The 11,863-nt window shown below is 63.7% G+C and carries 12 protein-coding genes; 7 read left to right on the forward strand and 5 right to left on the reverse strand.

The annotated features are described in order from the left end of the window. Positions 1–7 precede the first annotated feature (7 nt). Genes OF122_RS06940 through OF122_RS06955 form a run of 4 tightly spaced genes read right to left on the reverse strand, consistent with a single transcriptional unit; the run spans position 8 to position 2,100 of the window. Complete coding sequence (locus OF122_RS06940; protein ID WP_264227065.1) at positions 8–952, reverse strand: MnhB domain-containing protein; 945 nt, start codon at positions 950–952, stop codon at positions 8–10. Continuing rightward, entirely contained in the window at positions 949–1,248 is a 300-nt protein-coding gene (locus OF122_RS06945; protein WP_264227066.1) for a cation:proton antiporter, read from the reverse strand. The genes OF122_RS06940 and OF122_RS06945 overlap by 4 nt, the downstream gene beginning before the upstream one ends. Beyond that, positions 1,245–1,532 (reverse strand): MrpF/PhaF family protein, encoded by a 288-nt coding sequence (locus tag OF122_RS06950; RefSeq protein ID WP_264227067.1) that lies wholly within the window; start codon positions 1,530–1,532, stop codon positions 1,245–1,247. Before OF122_RS06950 ends, OF122_RS06945 begins: the two co-directional genes overlap by 4 nt. Next, positions 1,519–2,100 carry a Na+/H+ antiporter subunit E gene (locus tag OF122_RS06955; RefSeq protein ID WP_264227068.1) on the reverse strand — a complete coding sequence of 194 codons (582 nt, stop codon included), beginning with the start codon at positions 2,098–2,100 and terminating at the stop codon, positions 1,519–1,521. The genes OF122_RS06950 and OF122_RS06955 overlap by 14 nt, the downstream gene beginning before the upstream one ends. Before the next feature lie 123 nt (positions 2,101–2,223). Here OF122_RS06955 and OF122_RS06960 point away from each other — a divergent pair, with 123 nt between their 5' ends. The 7 genes from OF122_RS06960 (at position 2,224) to OF122_RS06990 (ending at position 11,299) form a co-directional block, all read left to right on the forward strand. After that, a complete protein-coding gene (locus OF122_RS06960; RefSeq protein WP_264227069.1) occupies positions 2,224–2,535 on the forward strand; it encodes a hypothetical protein in 312 nt (103 codons plus the stop codon). Positions 2,536–2,597: 62 nt separating this feature from the next. Then, on the forward strand, positions 2,598–3,944 hold the full coding sequence (locus OF122_RS06965) for an IS5 family transposase (RefSeq protein WP_264225444.1): 1,347 nt from the start codon (positions 2,598–2,600) through the stop codon (positions 3,942–3,944). A gap of 373 nt (positions 3,945–4,317) precedes the next feature. After that, on the forward strand, positions 4,318–5,409 hold the full coding sequence (locus OF122_RS06970) for an IS630 family transposase (protein ID WP_264227070.1): 1,092 nt from the start codon (positions 4,318–4,320) through the stop codon (positions 5,407–5,409). A 190-nt stretch (positions 5,410–5,599) separates the two neighbouring features. Then, a complete protein-coding gene (locus tag OF122_RS06975; protein WP_264227071.1) occupies positions 5,600–6,850 on the forward strand; it encodes an MgtC/SapB family protein in 1,251 nt (416 codons plus the stop codon). A gap of 48 nt (positions 6,851–6,898) precedes the next feature. Further along, a complete protein-coding gene (locus tag OF122_RS06980; RefSeq protein ID WP_264227072.1) occupies positions 6,899–7,981 on the forward strand; it encodes a patatin-like phospholipase family protein in 1,083 nt (360 codons plus the stop codon). 6 nt (positions 7,982–7,987) lie between these two features. Continuing rightward, complete coding sequence (locus tag OF122_RS06985; RefSeq protein WP_264227073.1) at positions 7,988–9,430, forward strand: GntP family permease; 1,443 nt, start codon at positions 7,988–7,990, stop codon at positions 9,428–9,430. A 333-nt stretch (positions 9,431–9,763) separates the two neighbouring features. Continuing rightward, positions 9,764–11,299 (forward strand): site-specific integrase, encoded by a 1,536-nt coding sequence (locus tag OF122_RS06990; RefSeq protein ID WP_264227074.1) that lies wholly within the window; start codon positions 9,764–9,766, stop codon positions 11,297–11,299. 120 nt (positions 11,300–11,419) lie between these two features. On the opposite strand, the gene OF122_RS06995 is transcribed toward OF122_RS06990, so the two are convergent. Continuing rightward, positions 11,420–11,839 carry a helix-turn-helix domain-containing protein gene (locus OF122_RS06995; protein WP_264227075.1) on the reverse strand — a complete coding sequence of 140 codons (420 nt, stop codon included), beginning with the start codon at positions 11,837–11,839 and terminating at the stop codon, positions 11,420–11,422. Positions 11,840–11,863: the final 24 nt, after the last annotated feature.

Genomic DNA, 11,863 nt, shown 5'->3' on the forward strand with positions numbered 1-11,863 from the left:
GCAGCGGTCAACCTTTGCGACCGGGCGCCACCGGCGGTCCGGCCAGCTGCAGCGCGAGGGTGGCGCCGATCGACAGCGCAAGGCCGTATTCGATGGCGACGATGAAGGCCTTCTCGAAGCCTGGCGGGTAGAACAAGAACCGGCCGAGGGCGATGCCCGCGGCGCCAATGATGAGAAAGACCGCCGGTCCAAGCACGAGAGCCACGCGGAGGTAGAAGTCGTCCGCCCGCGGCCATGAGATCACGCCGCCGATCGCGGCGATGATCAGACCGCCCGCCAGCACGGTTCCGGCCTGGAACGCCCCGCCTGGCAGGTCTGACCCCGCCCAGACAAGGTAGACCGCCAGGATCAGCGCCAGGGGCAGGAGCAGCCGACCGAAGGCTGCCGCCACGTCGTGTCCTTCGTACTCCGCGAGTGCCAGCGCCGCGGGGGCGTGCGGCCACGCGACGCGCGGCGCGAGCGACCAGACCGCGATGAGGGCGCCCAGCAGGACAAAGGCCTCCAGTAACGTATCGTAGGCGCGAAAGGCCAGAAGCACGCCAGTCACCGGGTTTTCGATACCAAGCCCGGGCATCAGTGCGGCGATCGACCCACCCAGATCGTCGGCGGGCGGGACACTCATAACTGCGGAACCGACCATCGCCGTAAAGCCAGCGCAGGCCAAGAGCGCACCGGCTCGGAGCCAGCCGGGCAACTCGGCGCTGACAAGATCGTCACCAAGCGCGTTCAGCCGTTGCCGCGTCAGGATCAGCAGAACTCCGGTGACGCCCGCTCCGATGGCGATTTCCGCCATCGCGACATTGACAGCGTCCATCGCCAGCCATGCCAGACCGAGCAGGTTCCCGAGCACGATGAAGAAGACGACCGCCGCCAGCGCGTTCTGCAACAGCAGCGCCGCGGCGGCAGTGCCGATGATCATCAGACAAAGGATCAGGTCGAAGGCCAGCGTCATTCGTCCGAGCCCCGCTCGGCCGAGGACTTCGCGCGGCGCGCCATCAGCTGCGCGGTTGCTCCGGCGGCCATGAGCGCGAATAGCCAGACGGCGACGATCTTGAGCGCGGCGGCCACTGAGCCCCAGTGCAACGCGGCGGCGAGCGCCACGAATCCCAGCCCGACGTTGTCGGCTTTGGTGAGCGCGTGTAGCCTCGATTCGGCATCCTGGAACCGGAGCAGCCCCAAAGATCCAGCCGCATAGAAGAACACGCCCACATAAAGAAGCGCGGGCACGAGGTAGTCCATGAGGATCATGGCCGTGTGTCTACCGGCTTGCGCCCCTTGCTCCCGCCCTCCCGCACGAAGGCGAGAATTGCGACCGACGCCAGCACCGTGGCCACCAACGCTGCGTCCAGCATCGAGGCGTCGTCCCTGGCCGCGCCCAGCGTCAGAGCCACGCCGACCCCGCTGGTCGCGATGAGTTGCGCAGCCATGACATGGTCGATCGCGCGTGGTCCGTGCCAGGCGCGGAAGAGCGCCAGCGCCAGCGTGAGCAGCAGGGCGATGGCAGCGATCATGAAATGGTCAACTGTATCCATGGTTCTCTCCTGCGTGGTTCTGCGCGACGACCGGGACACCGAAGAGGCGCAGCACGCGGCGCTCCTCTGTCTCCAGGCTGCGCGTGTCGAAAGCGTCGATGTCGAGCGCGTGAACCTCCAGCGCGCCCCCGATGACCCCTGCGGCCAGCGAGCCGGGCAGGACGCTCACGACCCCGCCGAGCACGGCGTTCACCTCGGGGATCGTCGACGAGAGCGGAACCCGGAACCAGCCGGGCCGGACCGGCAGACGTGGGTCGAAAACTCTACGCGCAACATCCAGACCACCCCAAAAGCCGCGGAGCAGGAGGTAGGGCACGTACAGGACTGTCCACCCAAGCCGGATTTCCGGTCGCGTCGCCGGGTACAGCCCGAGGCTTATCCATGTTGCCAGCAGAACCGCCGGCGCCCCGTGGGACAACGCATCTATCGCGCCGCCCGTCAGCGCCAGCCAGAACGTGGCGAAGGTGACGAGGCGCGCAACTGTCGAACGCACTTGCATGATCCAAGTCCAATCTTCACACACCGACACCCCGGTGGCCCAGTCGCGCCGTGCGATGGACATGATCATTCAAGGCTAACTAGATAGAGTTTTTCAGTCAAGCACAACTGGTTAAAAACCATAGCGACTCGACGCTAAAAAGTAACTGTCCAATGGCCAACTGCCAAGACGATTGTCCCGGCGCCCACGGAGGTGTTCGCAGATCGTGAAGCCGAGGCGTGTCGGTTTCGAACAGCACCCCCGAATTTCCTTCACCAGAAGCTGTCGTGCAACTTCCGGATGCTCATCTACGCACTAGGCCTCGACTGCGTGACCATACCGCCGGCCTTTGACGCCAACCGCTTCGGGACCTTCACCCGCGCAATCGACGGCCTGCTGGTCGCCCGTGAACAATTGGCAACGAGCTGGAATTGCGCGGTTTTCGGCGGCCTTGGAAGTATCCTGTTTCGCAAGGTTGTGAGGATTTGGCGGCATTTGCTTGCGTTTTCGCATGCGCGCGCATGAAGGGTCTGGGCATTTCGATCGCGGCCTGATTCAGTGCGAGGACCGAAGATGGAGCCCCGCCGATGCGCCCCAGGAAGCCCGACCCGACGCCGCAATCCGACATGTTTCGAGAGAGCCTGGAGGCGATCCTTGATCCCCGGCACGAGCTCCTGCGGCTTGCGGCACGCATCGACTGGGACCGGCTCGACGCGCTCTATGGCGCCACCTTCGTGGAGCAGGTCGGCCGCCCCGGCCTGCCGACCCGACTGATGGTGGGACTGCACCTGTTGAAGCACATCAAGGGACTTTCGGATGAGGCCGTGTGCGCGGCCTGGGTTGAGAATCCCTATCACCAGGCGTTTTGCGGCGAGACCCATTTCCAGCACAGGCTGCCGGCGGACCGCTCCTCGATGACCAACTGGCGCAAGCGCATGGACGCCGACAAGCTCGAAGCGCTGCTGGCCGAGACGATCTCGATTGCCATGGCAAGCGGTGCCGTCAGCGAGCGCCAGCTCGAACGTGTCACGGTCGACACCACCGTCCAGACCAAGGCAGTGGCCCATCCCACCGACAGCCATCTGATGCTGCGGGCGATCGAATGGCTGAACCGGGCGGCAAGGGCCAATGGCGTGCGGCTGCGCCAGTCCTATCTTCGCGTGGCACGCCGTGCCCGCAAGGAGGCGGCCCGCCTCATGCATGGCCGTGGCCACAAGCAGGCGAAGGCGCATCTGCGCTTCATGCGCACGCGGTTGGGCCGACTGATCCGCGACATCGAGCGCAGGATCGATGGCGACCCGACTCGCATGGAGGCTCTCGCAACCGTCCTGGAACGGGCCCGGATCATCCATGGCCAGAAGCCCGGCGACACACAGAAGCTCTACGCCTTCCACGCGCCGGAGGTCGAATGCATCGGCAAGGGCAAAGCTCGCACCCGATATGAGTTCGGCGCAAAAGCCTCCTTTGCCACCACCAACGAGCGCTGCAAGGGCGGCCAGTTCGTGCTCGGCGCCCTGTCCTTGCCCGGCAACCCGTATGACGGCCACACGCTCGGTGCTCAGCTCGATCAGGTCGCCCGCATCACCGGACAGAACCCCGCCCGTGCCTATGTCGACCGCGGCTATCGCGGACATGGGCTCAACCGCGACGGGCTGGAGGTCCATGTCTCTCACACGCGCGGCATCACCTCACCCACCATCAGGCGAGAACTGCGACGGCGAAACGGAATCGAGCCGGTCATCGGTCACATGAAGCAGGACGGCCATCTGGAACGAAATCCCCTCAAGGGCATCGAAGGAGACGTCATCAACGTCATGCTCTGCGCCATCGGTCACAACCTCCGGCTCCTCCTGGCATGGTTCAGGAAGCTTTTGTGGCTGATCCTGGCGCTCATCCTGTTCCCGAACAGCACGGCCCGCTCACGCCCTGCCTGACAAAACCGGATTCTTCACAGGCGACCTGCTGTAGTATTCGCGTTTGCCGAGCGCTGCGCTTTCCTGAGCATGGCCTGCTCGTGCCGAGTGGCCGAGGCGACCACCCGGCACCGGGCATCTCTTCGATAGGAGTTGTTTATGCCGCCGCTCTCGGCCGTGCCGTCCGTGAAGCGTCGGGCGCGGAGCAATCAGGCATCCCGGATCTCGGTGGAGGATGCCGTTCAGGCAACCGACCGCGCCGCGTACCTGCGTCAGTGATGTCCCCTGACGCCCCGTGCGTGTTACTGAGTTGGGATGCTAATGGTCGCGCATGCTAGTGTTCCACACCTGACGTAGGATTCCCAAGTCTGCTTATCGGTGGCATGATCGGCGGATGAGACGCTCCGACATCTGCCTTTACCTTGGCCCCGCCGACCGCGCTGAGCTGCAAGCTTTGCTGACCAACCGCAACACGCCGCGCAAGCTCGCATGGCGGGCGGACATCGTGCTGGCGACGGCGGACGGCGAGGGGACGGTCGAGATCATGCGGCGGACGGGCATGTCGAAGCCGACGGTCTGGCGCTGGCAGGAGCGGTATCTTGATGAAGGCGTGCCGGGGCTCAAGCGGGACAAGACGCGGCCCTCTCGGGTGCCGCCTCTGCCCAGGGAGGTTCGGCTGAAGGTGATCGCGAAGACCGTGCAGGAGAGCCCACCCAATGCCACGCACTGGAGCCGCGCGACGATGGCCGAGGCGGTTGGCATATCGGCCTCGAGCGTGGGGCGCATATGGGCGGATGCAGGGCTGAAGCCGCATATCGTGAAGGGGTTCAAGGTCTCGAACGACCCGATGTTCGAGGCGAAGGTCACCGAGATCGTGGGGCTCTACCTCGACCCGCCGGATCGCGCGGTCGTGCTGTGCGTCGATGAAAAATCCCAGATCCAGGCGCTCGACCGGACCCAGCCCGGGCTGCCGCTGAAGAAGGGGCGCGCGGCGACCATGACCCACGACTACAAGCGCCACGGCACCACCACGCTCTTCGCCGCACTCGACGTGAAGTCGGGCCTGGTCATCGGCGACTGCATGCCGCGCCACCGCGCAAAGGAGTTCCTGGCATTCCTGCGCCGCATCGACCGGGCCGTGAAGAAACCGCGCGACATCCATCTGGTTCTCGACAACTACGCCACCCACAAGACGCCCGAGGTGCAGGCCTGGCTTTCGAGGCACCCGCGCTTCAATCTGCATTTCACGCCCACCAGCGCGTCCTGGATCAACCTCGTGGAACGCTTCTTTGCGGAGATCACCACAAAGCGCATCCGACGCGGCAGCTACTCCAGCGTCGACGATCTCGAGAGCGCGATCTACGACTACCAGCTGCAGCACAACGCCAAGCCAAAGCCCTTCGTCTGGAGCAAAACCGCCGAAGACATCATCACCCGCGAACGCCGTGCGCTTGATGCACTCGATGAAATCAGAGGAAACAGGTAGCAAGTGTCAGACTCGGAACACTAGATATTCCTGTTTAATGGCGGGAAGCCGATTGCCAACCGGCACTGCGCAAGGTTGAAGGTGGGCTTTATAGCCGCGGCAGCAGCCCAAACCGTTTAGCGTACGAATAGTGGTTTTGTCGCACACGGCAACGGATGGGGGAGTAAACTTGGAGACATCAGAGGCATTATTGCTGCTCGAGGCCTTGGGCATCGGACTTCTGATCGGGATCGAGCGCGAGCGGAATGCAGGCGTGACCGGGGGGCTTGTCCCGGCAGGCGTGCGCACCTTTGCGCTCGCCTCACTGACCGGCGCGCTGAGTCAGATTGCCGGTGGATGGCCAATGCTCGCCGTCGCCGTCGCCGTCATCGGCGGCCTTCGCATGGCGACGCACCTGTCCCAACCGGATCGCCAAGCGGGCCTGACCACCAGCCTTGCCCTGTTGATCGTGGTCGTGCTGGGTGCGCTGTCAATCGAGCACACGTTCCTTGCGGCGGCATCGGGCGTCCTGGTTGCGGCGCTCTTGGCTGCGCGCACGGTGCTGCGCGACTTCAGCCGCTCGGTGCTAAACGATTTCGAGATCCGCGACGGCCTCATCCTCGGCGTCTCGGCGCTACTGATCCTGCCGATCCTGCCCAACGAAGGCTTGGGTCCGGGCGGGGCGATCAATCCGCAAAACCTGTTCGTGATCGTCATTCTCGTCATGGCGATCGGCGCTGTCGGCCACGTCTGCACGCGGGTCTTCGGTTCACGGCTGGGGCTGCCGCTGAGCGGTTTCCTCTCGGGGTTCGTGTCGAGCACCGCCACCGTGGCGGCCATGTTGAAGAAGGTGCAGGATCGGCCGTTCGAGGCCTATCCCGCTGCTGCTGGTGTCACGTTCTCCTCGGTTTCGTCGCTCGCGCAAACCGGCATCGTACTGCTGTTCCTCAGCCCCTCGATGTTCACACTTGCAGCCCCGATCCTGATCATCCCTTCGGGCGTGGCCTTCCTCTATGGGATCCTGCTTGCACGCATCGGATCGCGCGGCGGCGGCGCAGAGCCCGATGGGCTCGAACTTCCCAGCCGGATTTTCAGCGTCCAGGGCGCATTGAGCTTTGCGACGATCGTGGCGACGGTCATCGTCGTCTCCGCTGTCCTGAACGACCGTTTCGGAAGCGAGGCCGTCCTGGTGTCGGCGGCGCTCGCGGGGCTGGTGAGCACGGGATCCGCTGCCGTTGCGCTTGCCTCGCTTGTTGTTGCCGGGCAGTTGCCGGCATCCGAGGCGGTCGTGCCGCTGGCAGCAGCGATCAGCGTGAATGCCGGTGTGCGGATCGTCCTGGCCCTTCGCGGAGGGGCGACGGCGTTCGGCTGGGCGGTTGCCACCGGCCTCCTGTTGACCGCCGCCGCTGTCTGGACGGGGTGGTGGTTTGCAGCCGCCATCCGCATCATGATGGCGGCCTGAGAGTCGTGCCGCGGCGTAGACGCGGGAAGCGCATGTGTGGAGGGCGATATGGTCCAGCAACAGCCCAAAAAGACGATCGATCTGGCGCTTCAGGGCGGCGGGTCCCACGGGGCGCTGACTTGGGGTGTGCTCGACCGCATCCTGGAAGACGAACGGCTGGAGATCGCCGGCATCAGCGGGACCAGCGCTGGGGCAATGAATGCCGTGGTGCTTGCGCAAGGATTTCAAGAGCGTGGCCGGGAGGGAGCGCGCGAGGCGCTCGCCGCCTTCTGGCGGGCCGTGAGCGTTGCAGCGCGCTTTTCGCCGGTGCAGCGCAGCTGGTGGAACAGGCTCACCGGCAACTTCAACCTCGACAAGTCGCCCGGCTACCAATTCTTCGACAACCTGTCACGGCAGTTCTCTCCCTATGAGCTCAATCCGCTCGACATCAATCCGTTGCGCGACCTCGTAGCCAGCACGGTCGACTTCGATCGGGTCAATGCCTGCGCGATGCCGAAGATCTTTGTCACCGCTACCAATGTGCGCACCGGCCAGGCGCGCGTCTTTACCCAGCCGCATCTGTCGGTGGAAACGATCATGGCCTCGGCCTGTCTGCCATCGGTGTACCAGGCGGTGGAGATCGATGGCGAAGCCTATTGGGACGGTGGCTATATCGGCAATCCAGCGCTTCACCCCCTAGTCGACGAGACCGACTGTCGTGACATGGTGATCGTCCAGATCAATCCTATGACTCGCAGCAAACTGCCGCGAACGGGGCGTGAGATCCTCAACCGGGTGAACGAGATCAGCTTCAATTCCAGCCTCATAAAGGACCTTCGGGCGATCCAGCTGCTGCACAAACTTATTGAGGCGGAGGGGCTTGAGACGGAACGCTACCGCGACATGCGGGTCCATCTGATCCATGCTGATGAGGAGCTGCAGGACCTGGACGCCTCCAGCAAGCTCAACGCCGAATGGACATTCCTCAGCCACCTGCAACAGCGCGGCCGGGGTTGGGCGCACCATTGGCTAGAGGCGAACTTTGGTGACCTCGGCGTGCGCTCCACGTTCGACCTCGACGCGCTGTTCGTCGACTCGCTGCGGCCGATGCAGAGGTCCAACAAGTCGAGCGCCAACCGGTCAGCGGAGTAGTCGCAAATGTATGGCATCCTGGTCGTCGTTGCTGCGCTCGGCGGGCTCATGTATCTCGCTTACCGTGGCGTCACCTTGCTGATCCTGGCGCCGGGTCTCGCCCTGCTCACCGTGCTCGCCTCGTTTGAACGGCCGCTGCTTGCCAGTTACACTCAGATCTTCATGGTGGCGACGGGTGATTTCATCGTCCAGTACTTCCCGGTCTTCCTGCTCGGGGCCATCTTCGGCAAGCTGATGGAGGATACCGGCAGTGCCGAGGTTCTGGCCAACGCCACGATCCGGAGGCTTGGCAGCGACCGCGCCATATTGGCGGTGGTGCTGTCATGCGCGGCGATGACCTATGGCGGGGTATCGCTGTTCGTGGTCGCGTTCGCCGTGTTTCCGATCGCTGCAGCAGTCTTTCGCCGCGCCAATCTCCCCAAGCGGCTGATACCGGGCACCATCGCTCTTGGCGCCTTCACCTTCACCATGACCGCGCTGCCCGGCACGCCGGCGATCCAGAACGCGATCCCGATGCCTTATTTCGGCACGTCGCCCTTTGCCGCGCCGGGGCTCGGCATCCTGACGGCGTTGATTATGTTTGCGCTTGGCCAACTGTGGTTGGAGCGACGGGCGCGGGCCACCTCCGAAGGCTACGGCGACCACCCCGACGCTGAACGGCGCACTGACAGGGCCTTGCGCGAGCGCGCCGCGGGCGAAGGCTTCGACATTGGCGAACTCCCGGCCGGGGCGCGTCCGGCCGCGCCGCCGGCCCTCATGTTGGCGGCACTGCCGCTCGTCACGGTGATCGCCATCAACCTCACCTTTACCGCCCTCGTCATCCCGGCCATGGACACCGACTATCTTGCCGCGCCCGAATATGGCTCGGTGACCATCGATGCGGTGCGCGGCATCTGGTCCATAATCGCCGCGCTGGTCATTTCAATCGTGCTCATGATCGCCGTGAACTGGTCGCGCCTACCGAGGCTGACCGCCTCGCTGGATGCCGGGGCCCACGCCTCGCTGCTGCCGATCTTCAATACCGCGAGCCTTGTCGGGTTCGGCTCCGTCATCGCCTCGCTGTCGGCCTTCGCGCTGATCCGTGATTCGGTGATCGGGATCGGCGGCGACAATCCCCTGATCTCGCTGGCGATCTCGGTCAACCTTCTGGCCGGGATGACCGGCTCGGCGTCCGGAGGCATGAGCATCGCGCTCACCACGCTCGGCGGCGTCAATCTGGAGATGGCCCAGGCCGCGGGTATCTCGCCGGAGCTGATGCACCGGGTGACCGCGGTGGCCACCGGCGGGCTCGACGCATTGCCCCATAACGGTGCCGTCATCACGCTTCTAGCAATCTGCGGCCTGACGCACCGCGAGGCCTATCTTGATGTCGCCGTCGTCGCCGTGGCCGTCCCGATCCTCGCGCTGATCGTGCTGATCACCCTGGGAACGTTGCTGGGGAGTTTCTGAAATATGCCAACCAGTCGGCCCAGCCTGGAAAGATATCCCGCTGGCAGCCGGTGGCGCGCGTGCAAGCAGACCTTTGTGCATCGTCATCCGCGTGGAGAGGCAACTCGCCAGAGAAGGTTCGACCCCAGGCCCATCCCCTCCGCCACACTGACAATCCCTTGAAATTATTGGTCTTTTTAGCAAGCCGGCATGCGGTTGTACACCCGAAAGTACACCCTCATGTGCGCTCATTACCTTTCGCGAAAAGGCTCTGCCTGGACCTTCCAGATTCGTCTGCCCGTCGATCTTGCCGGCGACTCGACTCTTTCATCAATCCGTATTCCCATTGGATCCATGTCGGCGCTCGCGGCCAGAAAGCGCGCCCTGCTCATGGCCAGCGCCGCCCAGATCGCGTTCGGGAGTATACGGAAGATGGACGAAAACACTGTTGCCGAAGTCGGAGTGGCGAAGATCTCCGAGCAGATGATCCGCTCGCTGGTGCCCTTCTTCATGGGGCTCGACGCTCTGGCCGAGAGCGTTGACCGTGAGCACGACCCCGCCGTGGTCGATCACGTCTTTGACGCGCTCGCCCAGGTCGGCCATGACCAGGCCGTGGGGAAGGGGCTGTTCGCAAAGCCGCAATTGCATCCCGAAGCGCCTTTCATAGCAGCGCTCAAGAGCCAGCCTATCGCCAGAGCCTATGCCGGAACCGGGTCACTGGAGGGGTTGGACGACACCACGGCCATGCTTTCGACCATCCAGTCGCTGTCGACCCGGATCGAGGCCGATGCGCCGGTCAAGGCCAAGGGGGAACTGTTCAGCGTTGTCGCCAACGGACGGATCGAGGACATCAAGTCCAACAAGGGGGCCGGTCATGAACTGGTCGGCATCTACAGGAAAGTCCGGGACGAGTTCATCACCCTGTGCGGCGATCGCCGCGTGGGCGAATACCGCCGGAAAGACCTCCAGCGATATGTCGACGAGATTTCCTGGCTGCCTCCGGACGCATCGAGCCAGAAAGGGTTTTCCTACACCGACGTCGTTCGACACATAGAAGCGAACAAGACAAAAGGCGGCCGCGGTCTGGCGGTCAAGACCATCCGGGAAGGCCGCCTGAGCTATGTGAAGGCGATTATCGCATTGGGATGCGAGGATGCCGATATCCGTAACCCCGTCGCCAACTCGAGAATCCGTATTCCGGACCGGGCGCCCAAGCCTGTCGCACGCATCGCCCCGGACGGGCGCACCTTCGAGAAGGTCTGGCAGGCTGGAATCAATACCGGCATTCTGAGTGACGCGCTGCTGCCGCCTATGGGTTTGCTCACGGGGCGCCGCGTTGGCCTCCTGGCCACTTTGCGGCGTGAGGACATATTTCAGATGCACGGCGTCTGGTTCTTTCTTGTGCGCTCCCACCATTATCATGACGGCCGCTGGGAGCCGGTGCCGATCAAGTCCGAGGCATCCATGGAGATCATCATCATTCCCCAGGTCATGATCGACGCCGGATTCGTGGAATGGGCACGGCGCGAAGCCGGGCCTCACTTTCCCAAGCTGATGGCCTGCAAGGATCCTGCCGACGCCGCTCAGAAGCGGGTCAACCGTCTGATCAAGGATCACACCGGGGAGGGCGAACTTTCCTGGGTCTTCCATGCCCTGCGACACGGCAAGATCGACAATGACCGTGACAATGCTGTCGAGGCGCGCCTGATCATGAAGCAGGTCGGGCACGAGACCGGCGACGTCCATGATGCGTATGGACGTCTCACGCCCAAGCAGATGAGGGCCATTGCCGCCACCCTTCCGCCCGAGGATGTCGACTGGAGCCTGCTCAAGACCATCGATTTCGAGGCATTCTCAAAAGCCAAACCGTGGCGGAAACGGAAGAAGTAACAGTGGCAGGTCTACGCACAGGCCCTGATGGCGAATGCAAACAGGTTGAGCTTCAGTTCATGGAAGCGCACCCAATATGGGCGTTGGCCGGATGTCCGCCAGGACCCAAGGGGCGGATCTTCATCTCACGGGGACATCCGTGCCCGATCCGCTGAGCAGGTCCGGGGCGAGAATGGCGTCGAGCTCGTAAAGCAAGTGCCGGCCGCCGTCGGACAGCGCGACATAGCGCGTGCGCCTGTCGTTGGGATCTACGCGCTTTTCGATAAGCCCCATTCCAGCTTTTTGGTCATTGCCCTCGCCAAGCAGTTCGAGTTGCCGCGCGACCGTTGAGTATTTTTGCTCTGAGAGATGCTCCACGAGATCGGACATCGAGATCAATGCACCCTCGTGCTTGGGCGCCATGCCGATGGCAAACAGGGTCGAAAGCATGCCCAGCGTCATGGTGGGATAGCGGGTTTGAATAACCTCCAACGCCCGACCGAAACGTTCAAGTTCCGGACTGTCCAGAGGTTCGCGGGCGCCGAGAAAAAAGAAGAACATTTATGCAACCGGTGCGTCTTGACT

Origin of the sequence: Pelagibacterium flavum (assembly GCF_025854335.1) — a bacterium.
GTDB classification, from domain to species: domain Bacteria; phylum Pseudomonadota; class Alphaproteobacteria; order Rhizobiales; family Devosiaceae; genus Pelagibacterium; species Pelagibacterium flavum.

Coding starts and splice junctions, on each gene's coding strand:
- OF122_RS06940 (WP_264227065.1), bottom strand. CDS start 952: ATGACGCTGGCCTTCGACCTGATCCTTTGTCTGATGATCATCGGCACT.
- OF122_RS06945 (WP_264227066.1), bottom strand. CDS start 1,248: ATGATCCTCATGGACTACCTCGTGCCCGCGCTTCTTTATGTGGGCGTG.
- OF122_RS06950 (WP_264227067.1), bottom strand. CDS start 1,532: ATGGATACAGTTGACCATTTCATGATCGCTGCCATCGCCCTGCTGCTC.
- OF122_RS06955 (WP_264227068.1), bottom strand. CDS start 2,100: ATGATCATGTCCATCGCACGGCGCGACTGGGCCACCGGGGTGTCGGTG.
- OF122_RS06965 (WP_264225444.1), top strand. CDS start 2,598: ATGCGCCCCAGGAAGCCCGACCCGACGCCGCAATCCGACATGTTTCGA.
- OF122_RS06970 (WP_264227070.1), top strand. CDS start 4,318: ATGAGACGCTCCGACATCTGCCTTTACCTTGGCCCCGCCGACCGCGCT.
- OF122_RS06980 (WP_264227072.1), top strand. CDS start 6,899: ATGGTCCAGCAACAGCCCAAAAAGACGATCGATCTGGCGCTTCAGGGC.
- OF122_RS06985 (WP_264227073.1), top strand. CDS start 7,988: ATGTATGGCATCCTGGTCGTCGTTGCTGCGCTCGGCGGGCTCATGTAT.
- OF122_RS06990 (WP_264227074.1), top strand. CDS start 9,764: ATGTCGGCGCTCGCGGCCAGAAAGCGCGCCCTGCTCATGGCCAGCGCC.
- OF122_RS06995 (WP_264227075.1), bottom strand. CDS start 11,839: ATGTTCTTCTTTTTTCTCGGCGCCCGCGAACCTCTGGACAGTCCGGAA.